Origin of the sequence: Porphyromonas gingivalis ATCC 33277 (assembly GCF_000010505.1) — a bacterium.
Classification (GTDB): domain Bacteria; phylum Bacteroidota; class Bacteroidia; order Bacteroidales; family Porphyromonadaceae; genus Porphyromonas; species Porphyromonas gingivalis.
Window position 1 is genome coordinate 231,166 of sequence record NC_010729.1, and the last position, 16,321, is coordinate 247,486.

Consider the following 16,321-nt stretch of genomic DNA (forward strand, 5'->3'; position numbering starts at 1 on the left):
TTCCCTCCCCCGAGGCCTTGGTTCGTTTATCTTTCGAGCTTTCCCTGCTTCGAACTTTGCTTCTTTTTTTGAAGCGAGGCAAAAAGGGCAAAAAGAAAAAAATAAAGAGAGATAAGGGGCAACGGTCATGCAGCGCAAGGAGCTGCCACAGGCAGACGGAAGAGTTCGAATAAGAGAGAAGCAGTCCTATAGCTCAGTTGGTTAGAGCGCTACACTGATAATGTAGAGGTCGGCAGTTCAACTCTGCCTGGGACTACGGGGGATTAGCTCAGCTGGCTAGAGCACCTGCTTTGCAAGCAGGGGGTCATCGGTTCGAATCCGATATTCTCCACGAAAGAAAACAGGCGATCATTGACATATTGGAAGAAAATCAAATAAAGAATTTAAGTAGAGCACAACAAGCTTAAGTATACCGCCGGCGGCAATTGATTGCCGGGCGAACAAAAGTAAGTAAGGGCAGACGGTGGATGCCTAGGCTCTCGGAGGCGAAGAAGGACGTGATAAGCTGCGAAAAGCTGCGGGAATCGGCACATACGAATTGATCCGCAGATATCCGAATGGGGCAACCCGTCAGGCCAAGGCCTGACACATGAATTGATTTCATGAGCGAACGCGGGGAACTGAAACATCTCATTACCCGTAGGAGAAGAAAACAAAAGTGATTCCCTCAGTAGTGGCGAGCGAACGGGGATTAGCCCAAACCGGCTTTGTTTCGGCAAAGTCGGGGTAATAGGACTTCGACAAAAGTTTAATGATAGATATAGGAGAACCTACTGGAAAGTATGGCCGAAGAGCATGAAAGCTGCGTATCCGACATATCGAACCATAGACGACGGAGCACCTGAGTAGCGCGGGACACGAGACATCCTGTGTGAATTGGCGGGGCCCATCCCGTAAGGCTAAATACTCCCGAGAGACCGATAGTGAACCAGTACCGTGAGGGAAAGGTGAAAAGAACCTCGAACAGAGGAGTGCAATAGACCCTGAACCCGTCTGCCTACAAGCGGTAGGAGCGCCATTAAGGTGTGACTGCGTGCCTTTTGCATAATGAACCTACGAGTTACTGTTTGTGGCAAGGTTAATTGTTATAATCAAGACAAGGAGCCGAAGCGAAAGCGAGTCTTAAAAGGGCGCCCATTTAGTCACGAGCAGTAGACGCGAAACCAAGTGATCTACCCTTGGTCAGGTTGAAGGTTAGGTAACACTAACTGGAGGACCGAATCGGTAAGCGTTGAAAAGCTTTCGAATGAACTGAGGGTAGGGGTGAAAGGCTAATCAAACTTGGAGATAGCTCGTACTCCCCGAAATGCATTTAGGTGCAGCCTGTTGGATGTTATCATGAGGTAGAGCGACTGATTGGATGCGAGGGTTTCACCGCCTATCAAGTCCAGATAAACTCCGAATGCATGATAATTGACCGATGGAGTGAGGGCATGGGTGCTAAGGTCCATGTCCGAGAGGAGAAGAATCCGGACCACCGGCTAAGGTCCCGAAATAATTGCTAAGTTGTAAAAACGAAGTCAAGATGCAGAGACAGCTAGGATGTTGGCTTGGAAGCAGCCATTCATTTAAAGAGTGCGTAACAGCTCACTAGTCGAGGATTTTGGCATGGATAATACACGGGCATAAGCAATTTACCGAAGCCGTGGGATATAATATATATCGGTAGGGGAGCATTCCAGCGACGTAGAAGGGAAAAGGGCGACTTTTTCTGGAGTTTCTGGAAAAGCAAATGTAGGTATAAGTAACGATAAAGGGGGCGAGAACCCCCCTCGCCGAAAGACCAAGGATTCCTGATCAACGCTAATCGGATCAGGGTTAGTCGGGGCCTAAGGATAAGCCGAACGGCGATTCCGATGGAAGAACCGGTTAATATTCCGGTACTGATACAGAGAGCGATGTGGTGACGGAGAAGTGACAGTCCGGCCGTCTGACGGAATAGGCGGTTAAAGGGTGTAGATGTTGATCGGGGTAGGCAAATCCGCCCTGAGAGTCGAACCTGACAGTACCCGGAGTACATGTACGAAGGGATAAGGATGTAAACCGGCTCCCAAGAAAACCCGCTAAGCATATTTCTGTGTTACCCGTACCGTAAACCGACACAGGTGGTTGGGTTGAGTATACTAAGGCGCTCGAGAGATTCGCGGTTAAGGAACTAGGCAAAATGGTCCTGTAACTTCGGGAGAAAGGACGCCTGTCTCCGGACAGGCCGCAGAAACCAGGCCCAGGCGACTGTTTAACAAAAACACAAGGCTATGCAAAAAAGCAATTTGAGGTATATAGTCTGACACCTGCCCGGTGCTGGAAGGTTAAGAGGAGGAGTCATCGTCAAGAGAAGCTCTGAATTGAAGCCCCAGTAAACGGCGGCCGTAACTATAACGGTCCTAAGGTAGCGAAATTCCTTGTCGGGTAAGTTCCGACCTGCACGAATGGTGTAACGATCTGGGCACTGTCTCAACCGCGATCTCGGTGAAATTGTAGTATCGGTGAAGATGCCGATTACCCGCAACGGGACGAAAAGACCCCGTGAACCTTTACTATAGCTTTACATTGTATTTGGGCATCAGATGTGTAGGATAGGCCGGAGGCAGAGAAGCGGGTACGCCAGTATTCGTGGAGTCGATGTTGAAATACGGCCCTTTTGATGTTTGGATACTAACTCGCGGCGTGCGAGGACACTGTATGGTGGGTAGTTTGACTGGGGTGGTCGCCTCCAAAAGCGTAACGGAGGCTTCTAAAGGTACCCTCAGGCCGATTGGTAACCGGTCGCAGAGTGTAATGGCACAAGGGTGCTTGACTGGGAGACAAACAAGTCGCACAGGTAGGAAACTAGAGCATAGTGATCCGGTGGTTCCGCATGGAAGGGCCATCGCTCAAAGGATAAAAGGTACTCCGGGGATAACAGGCTGATCACTCCCAAGAGCTCATATCGACGGAGTGGTTTGGCACCTCGATGTCGGCTCGTCACATCCTGGGGCTGGAGAAGGTCCCAAGGGTTGGGCTGTTCGCCCATTAAAGTGGCACGCGAGCTGGGTTCAGAACGTCGTGAGACAGTTCGGTCTCTATCTGTTGTGGGCGCAGGAAATTTGCGAGGGTCTGACACTAGTACGAGAGGACCGTGTTGGACAGACCCCTGGTTTACCGGTTGTACCGCCAGGTGCACCGCCGGGTATCCACGTCTGGTAAGGATAAGTGCTGAAAGCATCTAAGCACGAAGCCGGCCTCAAGATAAGATTTCCATAAATAGGGTGGTTAAAGACTATGACCTTGATAGGCTGCAGGTGTATGATTGGTAACAATTAAGCCGAGCAGTACTAATAGCCCGAAACTTTTGTGCATCCCGAAGGATGCGGTATAGGTTGGTTTGTTGCCGCAAAGCTTGATGAATTATTTGTTGGCCTTTCGATATGTCGATTGCCTTTTTGAGGTATTCAGGTGGTTATAACGTTGGGGATCCACCTCTTCCCATTCCGAACAGAGAAGTTAAGCCCAACGGTGCCGATGGTACTGCGTCACAGTGGGAGAGTAGGACGCCGCCGTTTTTAAGAAACGTGAGAGAGAGGGGGGGATAGGATCTCACCCTCCTCCCCCGGAAAAAAAAGGTGAAGGAGAGAGTCTCGAGTCCGAGGCTCTCTCCTTTTTTATTTTCTCTCTCTCCAAAAATCATTTTGTTTTTCTCTCTATTCCTCTATTGCTTCCTCCTTTTCCTTCCTCCCTTCTTTTTTCCTTCATCTTCCTTTCCTTTTCTCTTCTCATCCTCAGTCGGACACAGCAAAGGATAATCGGCCAATTGCTTTCCTCCCCCTTGCTGCGCGTTATTCTTATAAGGAGACCATTGCGAGACCATTGCACGGCGATTGGTGTGTATTTTGTTTATTAATTCATTGTATAATAGGGAGTTATTTTGTATATTTGAGTATTAAAAACAGCATAATATTCCTCCCATGGCATACCAATCCAAGAATACCGATGAGCATGTAACATTTGCAGACGCACTCCTTTCAAAGCGTTATCGCAAAGCACAAAACGACTTCCTCAATCAGGTTGACAGGCTTATCGATTGGCGTCCGATCAGGACGCTGATCAACAAGAAATACACGAAGCGACAAAATGCCATCGGCGCCCCGGCTTATGACGTGATTCTCTTATTCAAGATGTTGCTTTTGGAGACATGGTACAACCTCAGTGATTGTGCTTTGGAGGAGCGCATCAATGATTCAATCACCTTTTCCCGATTCTTGGGACTGAAGATGGAAGAGGTATCTCCCGACCACAGCACCATCAGTCGATTTCGTTCGGCACTGACAGAGTTGGGTCTCATGGACAAACTGTTGGCGCAGTTTAACAAACAACTTTCCCGCCATCACATTTCGGTAAGGGAAGGGGTGCTTGTCGATGCAAGCCTTGTGGAGACGCCGCATAAACCCAACGGAAGCATTACGATTGAAGTCGCAGACGACAGAGAAGACAATCGGAGCGAGGAGGAAAAAGAGGCAGAGGAGGATTATCAAAAACAGGTTGTCCGCCGGCGTAAAGGGACGGATGAAGAAGCCCGTTGGGTGTACAAACAAAAGCGTTATCACTACGGATACAAAAAGCATTGTCCGGCCAATGTTCAAGGCATTGTTCAAAAGGTGATAACGACAGCAGCGAACCGCAGTGACACGAAGGAGTTTATTGCGCTATTGCAGGGTGCAAACATACCTCAAGGCACAGCCGTCTTGGCGGACAAAGGATATGCTTGCGGGGAAAATCGTTCCTACCTGCAAACCCATCACCTTCAAGACGGCATTATGCACAAGGCACAACGCAACAGGGCATTGACCGAGGAAGAGAAGCAACGAAACAAAGCAATCGGTCCGATACGGAGCACCATCGAACGCACCTTTGGCAGTATTCGGCGGTGGTTTCATGGCGGACGATGTCGATACCGGGGACTTGCCAAGACCCATACTCAAAACATTCTTGAAAGCATCGCCTTTAATTTATACAGAACCCCGGGGATAATTATGTCCTCATCTCTAGGATAAGGTATAACCCCCCTTGAGGAGCTCGTGCAAGCAGCTCCGCAAGGGGGGATTTACAACTACTTTCACTCCTTACTGCCACCCCTTTCACTCGCTCCTTTTATGCCAAGAACTCCTCTTCCCTCCATCTCCTTATTTTTCAAAGGTCTCATTGCACGGCATTTTTGCGACATTTTTTCCTGCATTGCTTGCGTATATCAATGATATTTAGTATTTTACACGTATAAACAAGAGCATAAATATGGCAACCAAACAAACTGAATCGGCACCAAGCTTTCTGCAAGTCTACACTCAGGTTCGCAGAGATCGTATGAAACACTCTTTCTTGCGTCAAATCAATGCCGGTGTTGATTGGCGTGGTATTCGCACACTGCTGAACAAGAAATACACCAAGACGCAGAATGCCATAGGTAACCCTGCCTACGATGCACTGTTGATGTTCAAGATTCTACTCTTGGAGACCCGGTATGGTTTGAGTGATTATGAGGTTGAGGAACGCATCAACGACTCCTTGCTTTTCAGTGAATTTCTTGGCTTGGACCTCGGCTTCCCTTCCCCCGACCATAGCACGATCAGTCATTTCCGTAGCGAACTCACTCGCTTGGGGATTATGGATAAACTCCTTCGGGAGCTGAACAAGCAGTTCAAGAAGCATGGGATTAGCCGTATTGATCAAGGCGCCATCGTTGATGCGAGCATTGTGGATAGTCCTTACGCCCCTGATGGTAGCGTGGTCATAGAAGTGGCTGAAGATCGAGAGGATACTCGTTCGGAGGAAGCTCGTACACAGCCAGGAGGCTTATCATTGTGAACTCAAGAGTGGCAAACCGGGAGTAGACTCGGAGGCTCGTTGGGTACGCAAAGGCAGGCACTATCGGTATGGATACAAGAAGCACGTCTTGACGGACGAGCAGGGTTTGGTAGAAACAGTGGTCACGACCTCGGCCAATTGTGCAGACACGGTTGTATTGCCTGAGCTGATCAAGAAGTCCAAGTTGCCGGGAGGAATTAGTGTTTTGGCCGACAAAGGCTATTGTAGCAAGGAGAATTCGGAGTATTTGGCCCGTCAAGGTTTGATAGATGGAATTATGCTTAAGGCCCATCGAGGTCAAGCCCTCAGTGAAAGTCAGAAACAACTCAATCGGATGATCAGTAAGACGCGCTGCTTGATAGAACGTACCTTCGGTAGTATTCGACGATGGTTCTGTGGCGGACGATGTCGCTACCGAGGGTTAGCCAAGACACATACCCAAAATATCCTTGAAGCTATGGCCTACAATCTCAAGCGTATGCCGGGGCTTCTTGTGCTTCAAGGCGCCAAATAGGCGTAAAACGCCCGTACCTCGAGGGCAATTGCCCTCGAGGTGCGGGAAAGGGGACTAATCCCCAAGCTGCAAAACAGACGAGAATGGTCAAAAATACACCAGGAACAAGCGAGCAGAAAGAACAGCCTCTTTGTGCAATGGTCTCATAAGGTGAGTTCGATGTAAGTTTATGTGACTAAATCTTAAATCAACTCTGTGAAGAAGCCCAAGTTCAAAGCAATCCGAATGAAGTTTTTAGCTAACCTATTTACATCCAAAAACACGTAGGCAAGAAAACTCTGAAGTTGGCTCTGGCTCTGAAGCATAGAATTGCATTTTTAGCACTATGGGGAAGAGCTAAATAAATCAAAGGTCCGTGAAAAAGTCTAATGACAAATCTGAGAAAAGAAAATGGCCGATTAATAGTTTCAATCAAGGCACAGTGGGTAATGGTCAAAAGTGTACATTTGTTTTTAAGAATCAAGGATAAGCCCATGATAGTCTGTATTGCCGAAAAGCCCAGTGTGGGGCGTGAGATCGCTGCTGTACTCGGTGCCACCAAAGCCTATAAAGGCTATATGGAGGGCAACGGTTATCAGGTGACATGGACTTTCGGACATCTCTGTGCCCTCAAAGAACCTCACGACTATGCACCCGAATGGAAGCGATGGAGTATCAGTTCTCTACCGATGATACCACTGCGATTTGGCATCAAACTCATCGATAGCGATAGTATTCGGGAGCAATTCGGCACCATCGAAAAGCTTGTCCATGAAGCGGATATGGTCGTGAACTGCGGTGATGCCGGACAGGAGGGAGAGCTGATCCAGCGTTGGGTATTGCAGAAAACGGGCTGCACATGTCCCGTGCGGCGACTTTGGATATCTTCTCTTACTGAGGAGTCTATCCGTGAAGGCTTTGCGAGGCTGCGCGACAGCGAAGAATTTCATTCCCTATATGAGGCCGGACTGGCTCGTGCCATAGGCGACTGGCTATTGGGTATGAACGCTACGCGTCTTTATACGCTCCGCTTCGGGAGCAACCGACAGGTACTTTCCATCGGACGTGTACAGACTCCGACTCTCGCCCTTATTGTCAGGAGACAGCACGAGATCGAGCACTTCACCCCTGAAGTCTACTGGGAGGTGAAGACCATCTACCGCGATACGGTGTTCAATGCCACCAAGGGACGCTTTTCCTCGATCGAGGATGCTCGTCGGGAAGTGGAGGTCGTAGCTGGCAGCCCATTTGCTGTTACCTCCGTGGCTACGAAGAAAGGTCGGGAGCTACCGCCTCGACTCTTCGACCTCACCGGCCTACAGGTAGAATGCAATAAGAGGTTTGCCATGACGGCCGATGCTACGCTACGCACCATCCAGTCGCTGTATGAGAAGAAGATCACCTCCTATCCCCGCGTGGATACCACCTATCTGAGCGACGATGTATTTGAAAAAGTGCCGAATATCCTCCAAGGACTCTCCGACTATACCCTACTCACAGCTCCACTTCGAAGTAGCAAACTGAAAAAAAGCAAGAAGGTATTCGACAATAGCAAGATCACTGACCACCATGCCATCATTCCCACCGGTCAGCCATCCCATGGTATGTCGGAGGATGAGCGACGTGTATTCGATCTGGTGGCCCGCCGATTTATAGCTGTTTTCTATCCGGACTGCATATTCAGCCAGACCACGGTCTTGGGACAAGCAGCTAAGGTAGAGTTCAAAACCACGGGGAAACAGATACTGGAGCCCGGCTGGCGCACTGTCTTCACCGATCCGCAGACGGACGATGATGGAGAGAACAAGGACGAGGAGAAAAAACTGCCAATATTCTCCGAGGGCGAAAGTGGAGTACACACCCCCGAGGTGCAGGAGAAAACGACACAGCCGCCCAAATTCTATACCGAAGCTACACTCCTGCGTGCCATGGAGACGGCCGGCAAGTCGGTCAAGGACGAAGAGCTCCGCGATGCCCTCAAAGAAAATGGCATCGGCCGGCCGTCTACGCGAGCAGCCATCATTGAGACTCTCTTCAAGCGCAACTACATTTATAAAGAGAAGAAGAATCTCAAAGCTACTCCTACGGGTATGTCTTTGATAGCGACGATCGACTATGAACTGCTCAAGAGTGCCGAGCTGACCGGCCAATGGGAATACAAGCTTCGTCGCATCGAGCGAGGCGACTATTCAGCAGCCGATTTTATCAATGAATTGAAAGTACTTCTGACCCATCTGATTCCTAATGTACTCAAGAGCAACTCTTCCGTACTCCTGTCAGAGCCGATACCTGCTGCTTCGCCTGCTCCCGGCAAAAAGAAAAAGGCTGATAAACCCATGCAGAAGCAGCTCGATCTCACCTGTCCGGTATGTGGCAAGGGAATCATTGTCCGCGGTCGGGAAGCTTTCGGTTGCAATGCCTTTCGCGAAGGCTGCACCTTCCGACTTCCATACTCTGAGTATCCTGCATCTCTGTCCGACAACGAATTGGTTGATCTCCTTTCTTCGCAAAAAGGACACTAATACTCCCTGCTTTAAGAATCCGGAAGAGGTACAGCACATTTGTGTAGGGAGCCATTCGTGTCCGATAAAAATTGATTGAACATTTCGTCTCTCTTTATCTATCTGTTTTGAGGATGTTTTATGATATAGTTTGATAATTGCACTTATTGTAAAAGTATTATGTCACTTTATGAGTGGGTAATCTGTAATAGTATAATAATATATGAAATGATGGCTTTGAGTGGATGTTTTTCATGCAGATCGGAAAGAATTTTTTGTTGGACATCAATGGCTTGAGGTAATCTGTTTGTTAGTAAATTTCAGCGTTTTTGTGTCGGCGAGCACTGAAAAGGTCAATTCTTAGAGAAGTCTGTCGATATTGTTATTGGTGTCCCGTATTTTTTTGCCTCATAGGTGCCCGATTCCTCCCCCCCCCCTTTTTTTGATCGAAAATCTGCACTGGCAATGTAACCTTGTGCGCAAAGAATGTAATAATTCCACAGGGCAATCGCATTTGAACTGTCAACACACTTATAAACCTAACGATTGCTACACTCGGTTATCAAACAAGTACGAATTAATGGGGCCTTTGCACAATAAGCAGGCACTTTTGTTTATTCTTCTTATTGTGTGTCAGGCAACTATTTGGTAGACGCCGGATTTCCACAAGTGGAAAGCTATCTTTCCACCAGTGGAAAGTTTATTTTCCACCAGTGGAAAAAGAATTTTCCATTGGTGGAAATCTACTTCTCTTTAATGAGTGCCCCTTTGAGACATCAAACGACATGACCGGCAACAGCACTTGTGCTCCTCCAGCCATCGCCTTGCTCCCCGTGTATGTACCTTGTGCGCCACGCTGCGCCGTCTGATTCACATTGCGTCCATACGAGCCGATACCACCTCCGGCTCCAATAATCCATCCGGCTACCATCGGCACACAGTAATAGCCAGCAATACCGATTAGGAGAAACTCGCTCGAATGAAACCGCAAAACCAATTTAATGCGTCGGCCCCGGGGGCAGCCTGTCAGGGCGATCGCGTTTGAAAATTTTTAGTCTCTTCCCTCTATAATTTGAATCTCTGACATATGGATTCGCACTTGTTTTGGAAATTGAATGTAGCAATCATGAGCTTTAGATGTACGTTAGTGGCTGAAATGCGATTGCCCTGAATCATTCCACTGGGATTTAGGAATATAGACGATAATTAATTACCTTTGCGCTCTATTAGAGTCTCAAAAATCATCGTTGAAAGGATTTGATTGTCAAAGAAAGTATAATGAGAATCACTCTTTTTTCTGTTATGTGTAATTTTTAAAATAAGGCGGTTTTGTCATTGGGGAAATTTTATTCAGATCGAAGTGAAGACGGGCGGATGTGGGGTATGTTATTGAAGATATTGTTGTGATGTGTAAATTTCAGGGATGGGCAGAAGAGATGATTCTTTTTCTGTTGCTTTTATTTGCGACCTCAATCCTTTCTTACATTGCTTTGCGTCGATTGTCTCGTATGGTGTATGCTCAAAGTGTTTTTGATCAAGAAAATGAAAGAACGGTACATAAAGGGGCTATACCCAGGTTAGGTGGTGTCATATTCTTTCCTGTAATAACATTGGCAGTATCCCTTTTCTTAGCAATAAATAGCGTGCTAAGTATATCCATACACTTTCCTTTAGAAGAATTCTATGATCTTCTGTTCCTGTTGCCTGCGATGATTTTACTATATGCTATCGGTGTGATAGATGACTTGGTCGGGCTATCTTATCGGCAAAAGTTCAAAGCTCAAATTCTCTCTTCCTCTATTTTGTTCTTATCGGGAGTCGGTCTTTCTGGTTTAGATGGTTTGTTCTTCATAGAAGAGTTGCCTAAGATCTTACAATATCCGATAGTGGTGTTCTTTTTCCTCATGGTAATCAATAGTATAAATCTAATTGATGGAATCGATGGATTGGCTACAAGTCTGGTCCTTCTGGGGATGTTATTTTATATACCATTCTTTATCTATGTCAATATGTATTTATATGTAATAATCTGTGTGTCTGTTATTGGTTGCTTGGGAGCTTTTCTTCGGATGAATCTTTATGGTACAACTGAGAAGCGAACAAAGATTTTCATGGGAGATACAGGTTCTTTGACTTTAGGCCTTCTATTGAGCTTTATGGCCTTACGCTTGCTTACCCCCATTGCAAATACTGCTTTACCTCTTCCATATGTAGTAGCTCCGCTACTAATTCCTTGTTTCGATTTATTCCATGTTTTTGTATTGAGAATTTTATCAAAGAAAAATCCTTTTAAACCTGATAAGAGTCATATTCATCATAGACTTATGGCTTTGGGATTGACACAGAGACAAACACTGGTTGTCATATTACTATACTCTATCGCGTTCTCTTTGTTTAATATCTTTGGGTACCCATTTTTTAATATCAATGTGCTGCTTCTGCTGGATATCGTCATATGGATCACATCCAATATGCTTATAGCCAATCTTTCGCGCAAAAGGGGGTGTGTCTGATTTATATTCGAGCGGCGTTTTATAAATATTCAAAAGAGAGAAGTATCCGGTTTTCTTGGAATCTTGAAAGAAGATAGACAAAGATATTTCACTACCTATATTACTAAGGTGAGAGATGCGATAAAGATAGATACTATACAATTAATGAGAGGTGTGAAACCTTCTTTGGGATAATGGATGCGCGAAATTAATTGTAAATATGACTTGTCGTAAATACAGGAAATTTTTAAGATAAGGTAAAAATAGAATGAAAAAAGCTTGTTTCATGGGCCTGGGGTATATAGGTCTGCCAACGGCAATTGTAACTGCCAAAAGTGGAATAGAAGTATTGGGGGTAGATATAAACACCAATATCGTTGCAAAAACCAATTCAGGACAATTGCACTTTGTGGAAGCAGGTATGGAAGAGCTTTTACAGGAAGTTATACAAAAAGAAACATTCCGTGCTTCTACAACACCGGAGGACAGCGATGTTTATCTGGTTGTGGTGCCTACACCCTTCAAGGCCAATCATGAGCCGGACATTACATGTGTAGAGGCTGCAACAAGATCAATACTTCCCTTGCTCAAGAAGGGCGATTTATTTATTATCGAATCTACCTCTCCGATAGGAACAACAGAGCAGATGGCTGATCTAATCTATCGAGAGCGTCCCGAACTTAAAGACCAATTATATATTGCTTATTGTCCGGAGCGTATCCTTCCCGGTAATGTTATTTATGAACTGGAGCACAACGATCGGGTCATCGGGGGCTTAACCGCAGAAGCGACCGAACGAGCAAAAGAGTTCTATGCTCATTTTGTTAAAGGAACCTTGCATGGAACTAATGCTCGTACAGCAGAACTCTGCAAGCTTACAGAGAATGCTAGCCGAGATGTACAGATCGCGTTTGCCAACGAACTTTCTTTCATTTGTGACAAAGCCGGAATCAATGTGTGGGAACTTATCGAACTGGCCAATAAGCATCCAAGGGTGAATATTCTTCAGCCCGGTAGTGGAGTAGGGGGGCATTGTATTGCGGTGGATCCGTATTTTATCTCTTCGGCTTTCCCTCTGGAGAGTAAACTGATTGCCGGTGCTCGTGAGATTAATAATTACAAGGCTTTTTGGTGTGCCGAGAAGATTAGTAGGGCTATACAGGACTTTGGAGTTAAGTATGGTCGTATGCCAGTGGTAGCCATGATGGGACTTGCTTTTAAACCGGACATCGATGATCTCAGGGAGTCGCCTGCAAAATACATTGCCACTCGAGTAATGCAGGGGTTGAACAATGCCGAGATCTTGATTGTAGAGCCCAACATTTCGAAGCATAATACTTTCAAGCTAACGGACTACCGTGATGCCTATGAGCAGGCAGACATTGTCGCCTTCTTAACGGCTCATACTCCTTTCAAGTTCCTCGAATACCGAACCGACAAAGTCATCCTCGACTTCTGCGGTGTCTTCAAGAAGTAGAATATCAGGCTCTATGCTATCAAATAAAACAATAGCCAAGAATTTCTTATACTTAATATATAAGAATGCTGGCGGTAATGACTCTCAATCTAATCTATATAAGAGTCTTCGTTATGCTAGGATAAGAAGATTATGGGCTTTACCTTTGATGTTCTATGTTTAGAATAGGGTTTGTTGAGACTATGTGTAACGATGCTCCCTCATTTACGACTGTGTTTTATTTGCTCAAACTGGGAGTTTCGGAAAAGAAATATGTGAAATCTTGGATACAGAAGAAAATTAATTATGGTGCCTAGGATATCTGTTATTATACCGGTATACAATGCAGAGAAGTTCTTGAAACATTGTCTTGATACCCTTCTTGCCCAAACATTCAAAGATTTTGAGGTCATCTTGATTGATGACGGTAGTCGAGACCGGAGTTCGAATATTTGTGATGCTTATGCCTATAAAGATACTCGTGTACACGTATATCATAAGGAGAATGGAGGGGTTAGTGCTGCCAGACAAAAAGGTTTGGAATTAGCCTCCGGGGCTTATATAATTCATGTAGATGCAGATGATTGGGTCGCTCCTAGCTACCTGGAAGTATTGTATGAAGAAGCTGTTAGGACAAATGCGGATATAACGATTTGTGACTATATCGAGGTTTATCCGGATAAAAAGGTCTATAAGGTTCAGAAGCCAACGAGTACCTCTGCAGATGATTTTGTTTTGGATCTCTGTACAAAGCTTCATGGGAGTTGCTGGAATAAATTAATCAAGGCTTCTGTAATACGAGAAAATAAGATCGATTTCCCGGATGGGATCAATTTGCGAGAGGATAAGTTATTTAATCTTCATGTAGCCTTATGTTCTTCGACTATTTCTTATGCCCCTAAGGCTTTATATTACTATTTTTGTTCGCATTTAGGAGGTTCGGCATCCTCTCAGGGGTCACTTGAGACTTCTATGAAGTCATATATTTATGGAAATAATCTGTTTGCTCATTTTTTATCAAATAAAAGTAATTCAGCATTGCTTACAGCTCAAAGGCGATTTAAATACCCTACAATTGCCTACCTCCTTATTTATGAGCAAGATTATGTCTCTCATGTCTCTCAAGAGATTTCAAGCCTATCTTTTACTTATATTCCAGACATTTGGGCTACAAGTCAAATCTCTGCACTGTATCGACTTACTCTGATATTGAGTACTTTTCTTCCTCTAAAGTTTCTCTATTCCATTATCAAAATATATAAATGGCTAACTTGTCGCAAAATACAGGGATAGTTGTATTGGGAATCTTTTCCATTTTTTTCCCTGTCTTACTTCTCCCGTTTTCATTGCTCCTTTTTCGAAAATCGCATAAGGTGGCTATGTTCTGTTTTATTCTCTTTGCCTTTTATTTTGGCTGGTTCTATCCGCTGCAGCTGGATCTATTGGTTCATTACGAGAATTTTGTTAGAGTGGCTAAATTTTCTTTTTTTAAGTTGTATAAAGATCCCGAAACATTATACCTTGGTAAGGAGCTGTACCCCATTCTATTTAAATTCATAGTAGGAAAAATTTCCATTGAACCTGCTTTTTTCTCTGCTATCGCATGCTCTCTTTATGCTTCGGCTTTTATGTTCTTTATGCGTGCTTTCCGAAAGGACTATATTAAGCCGATGACTACTCTACAATATATTCTACTGGCAGCATTGTTTGGCATCGTGGAGTATTATTGGTTTCTGGGTTTACGGTATTGGACAGGTTTTTTTGTATTTATAGGATTCTATACCCGATACTTGAGAGATAATAATCCTAAATACTTGATTTTTTCACTCTCTTGTCTGCTCTTTCATTTTGCTCATTTAGCTATCGTACTAGCATTACTCTTAGAGTATATACTGAGGAAGCGTCTATATGTAATATATCTGCTGGCTGCTGTTGGGTTGGTAGTTCGTTTCCTTGATTGGGATATCCCCTCTTTGATAGTTCCTTACGTAAGTAAATACGGAGTGCTTAATATTTCTTACACAGATCAGTCCATAGCAGAATCAACGAGGGAGTATACACAAGAATATAGGGAGGTTCAGAATCTTGTTTATGCTTGGAGAAATGAAATCTTGTTCTTCGTCGGTATAGTAACAGCTCGTCTATTGTATCGAAAAACTCGAGATATATCTCTGGTTGAGAATAATTTGTGGAGAATAAGTTGGCTTGTATATGCAATAGCTAATTTTTCATTTGCCAGTATTGTTCTTAATGACAGGCTGACGAAGGTCGCATGTGTACTATTGTATACTTGTTTGTGGTGCTTTGTTTCAAGGTTTGCTGCTCAGAGAAAAACTCCTATATCTATTCCTCCTTTTGCTCTACTATTCTTGGGGGTATGCGTTCTGTTTGGGTTTTTAACCACTTTGGTTTCTCAGAGAGAGAGCTTGCTTTCTCTGTCCTTATGGTTTAATAATTGGTTTCTATAGTCTCGCAAAATGAAACAAGGCGTTTTTGTAAATATTCTTTCTATCGGCTGTAATTATAAGCCTGTGCGAGGAGGGGTTGCTCAGGTATTGGATATATATGATAAGTATATATTCAAGGACTTTCGCTTCATCGCAAACTCCGGTGGAGGGGGATTCAGAAACCTCCGGATACTCTTGGTCTCGATATGCCGGCTGATCAAACAATTATTGAGCAAAAGAGAGATTAAGATTGTACATATACATACAGCCTCCTACAATAGCTTCTATCGCTCTGCGATTTTTGTGTCACTCTCCAAACTTCTAGGTCGCAAGGTAATTCTCCATATCCATGGAGGAGGATTTAAGGACTTCTATAAGACTAATCCTAGGCTTATTAGGAAGATTCTGGAGATAGCAGATTGTCTGATTGTTTTGTCAGGGTCGTGGAAGAATTTCTTCGAAAGTATTACTAAGAAGCCACTTATTCGTGTAGTTCCTAATCCTGTGATACTACCGAGCAATGAGGACTTAGGCCGTAGGGAGCATTCTCCTCTTCTTAGGCTTCTTTTCCTTGGCATATTGGATCAACAGAAAGGAATCTATGATTTGCTTCAAGTTCTGGCTGATCATAAGGAAGAGTTTGAGGGCAGAGCCCTGCTTAATGTCGGAGGCAATGGTGATGTCGCTACTTTTGAGAATACTGTCAAGAAGATGGGTTTGGAGCAACTTGTTGCTTTTCATGGCTGGGTATCCGGGGATAAGAAAAAGGAGCTTCTGCTTAACTCAGATGTATTTATTCTGCCCTCGTATGCCGAAGGTCTGCCAATGGCTATCCTCGAGGCGATGGCTTATGGGCTTGCTATCGTTTCGACGACAGTCGGGGCTATTCCGGAGGTCGTGAACGAAGACAATGGTTTTTTGATAACGCCGGGAGATAGGCAGATGCTTGCAGATCTACTTGTCAGTCTCGTTCCCGGAATTTCTCAAAACTTCCTTTTAGAGAAGCAAAGAGCTGCAAAGGAAATAGCCCAAGGGTATTCTGTCGAAAATGTGGCAAGGTGTTTGAACAGAATATATTATGAGATCTAAAAGAA

The 16,321-nt window shown here is 44.8% G+C and carries 9 protein-coding genes, 2 tRNA genes, 2 rRNA genes and 1 pseudogene; 13 read left to right on the forward strand and 1 reads right to left on the reverse strand.

Annotation, left to right across the window (positions count from 1 at the left end):
- Window positions 1–182 precede the first annotated feature (182 nt).
- The 8 genes and pseudogenes from PGN_RS01025 (at window position 183) to PGN_RS01060 (ending at window position 8,853) form a co-directional block, all read left to right on the forward strand.
- A tRNA-Ile gene (locus PGN_RS01025) sits at window positions 183–256 on the forward strand.
- 1 nt (window position 257) lies between these two features.
- Window positions 258–331 (forward strand) — tRNA-Ala (locus PGN_RS01030).
- Between the two features lie 109 nt (window positions 332–440).
- Window positions 441–3,337: ribosomal RNA gene (locus PGN_RS01035) — 23S ribosomal RNA — on the forward strand.
- A 94-nt stretch (window positions 3,338–3,431) separates the two neighbouring features.
- Window positions 3,432–3,542: ribosomal RNA gene (rrf, locus tag PGN_RS01040) — 5S ribosomal RNA — on the forward strand.
- 402 nt (window positions 3,543–3,944) lie between these two features.
- Window positions 3,945–5,030, forward strand: coding sequence for an IS5 family transposase (locus PGN_RS01045; RefSeq protein WP_012457337.1), 1,086 nt, complete (start codon window positions 3,945–3,947; stop codon window positions 5,028–5,030).
- 24 nt (window positions 5,031–5,054) lie between these two features.
- Window positions 5,055–5,231: a DNA methylase gene (locus PGN_RS11710; protein ID WP_080504390.1), complete on the forward strand. Its 177-nt coding sequence runs from the start codon at window positions 5,055–5,057 to the stop codon at window positions 5,229–5,231.
- 31 nt (window positions 5,232–5,262) lie between these two features.
- A pseudogene (locus PGN_RS12255) lies at window positions 5,263–6,352 on the forward strand (IS5 family transposase).
- 473 nt (window positions 6,353–6,825) lie between these two features.
- A complete protein-coding gene (locus tag PGN_RS01060) occupies window positions 6,826–8,853 on the forward strand; it encodes a DNA topoisomerase 3 (protein WP_039417509.1) in 2,028 nt (675 codons plus the stop codon).
- Window positions 8,854–9,532: 679 nt separating this feature from the next.
- Here the strand turns inward: PGN_RS01060 and PGN_RS01065 are convergent.
- Window positions 9,533–9,763 carry a hypothetical protein gene (locus PGN_RS01065; protein ID WP_070105215.1) on the reverse strand — a complete coding sequence of 77 codons (231 nt, stop codon included), beginning with the start codon at window positions 9,761–9,763 and terminating at the stop codon, window positions 9,533–9,535.
- Between the two features lie 445 nt (window positions 9,764–10,208).
- On the opposite strand from PGN_RS01065, the gene PGN_RS01070 reads away from it, so the two are divergent.
- From PGN_RS01070 to PGN_RS01090, 5 genes are all read left to right on the forward strand, one after another.
- Window positions 10,209–11,345, forward strand: a complete 1,137-nt coding sequence (locus PGN_RS01070) for an MraY family glycosyltransferase (RefSeq protein ID WP_230847037.1) — start codon at window positions 10,209–10,211, stop codon at window positions 11,343–11,345.
- A gap of 247 nt (window positions 11,346–11,592) precedes the next feature.
- Window positions 11,593–12,801 (forward strand): UDP-N-acetyl-D-mannosamine dehydrogenase, encoded by a 1,209-nt coding sequence (wecC, locus tag PGN_RS01075; RefSeq protein WP_012457343.1) that lies wholly within the window; start codon window positions 11,593–11,595, stop codon window positions 12,799–12,801.
- 285 nt (window positions 12,802–13,086) lie between these two features.
- Window positions 13,087–14,073, forward strand: a complete 987-nt coding sequence (locus tag PGN_RS01080) for a glycosyltransferase family 2 protein (RefSeq protein WP_012457344.1) — start codon at window positions 13,087–13,089, stop codon at window positions 14,071–14,073.
- Window positions 14,043–15,248: a hypothetical protein gene (locus tag PGN_RS01085; RefSeq protein WP_021677083.1), complete on the forward strand. Its 1,206-nt coding sequence runs from the start codon at window positions 14,043–14,045 to the stop codon at window positions 15,246–15,248. Before PGN_RS01080 ends, PGN_RS01085 begins: the two co-directional genes overlap by 31 nt.
- An 87-nt stretch (window positions 15,249–15,335) precedes the next feature.
- On the forward strand, window positions 15,336–16,316 hold the full coding sequence (locus PGN_RS01090; RefSeq protein ID WP_230847038.1) for a glycosyltransferase family 4 protein: 981 nt from the start codon (window positions 15,336–15,338) through the stop codon (window positions 16,314–16,316).
- Window positions 16,317–16,321: the final 5 nt, after the last annotated feature.

Excerpts from the sequence above, each read along its gene's own strand:
- wecC (WP_012457343.1), top strand. The coding sequence starts at position 11,593 with ATGAAAAAAGCTTGTTTCATGGGCCTGGGGTATATAGGTCTGCCAACG.
- PGN_RS01085 (WP_021677083.1), top strand. The coding sequence starts at position 14,043 with ATGGCTAACTTGTCGCAAAATACAGGGATAGTTGTATTGGGAATCTTT.
- PGN_RS01065 (WP_070105215.1), bottom strand. The coding sequence starts at position 9,763 with ATGGTAGCCGGATGGATTATTGGAGCCGGAGGTGGTATCGGCTCGTAT.
- PGN_RS01060 (WP_039417509.1), top strand. The coding sequence starts at position 6,826 with ATGATAGTCTGTATTGCCGAAAAGCCCAGTGTGGGGCGTGAGATCGCT.
- PGN_RS01045 (WP_012457337.1), top strand. The coding sequence starts at position 3,945 with ATGGCATACCAATCCAAGAATACCGATGAGCATGTAACATTTGCAGAC.
- PGN_RS01080 (WP_012457344.1), top strand. The coding sequence starts at position 13,087 with ATGGTGCCTAGGATATCTGTTATTATACCGGTATACAATGCAGAGAAG.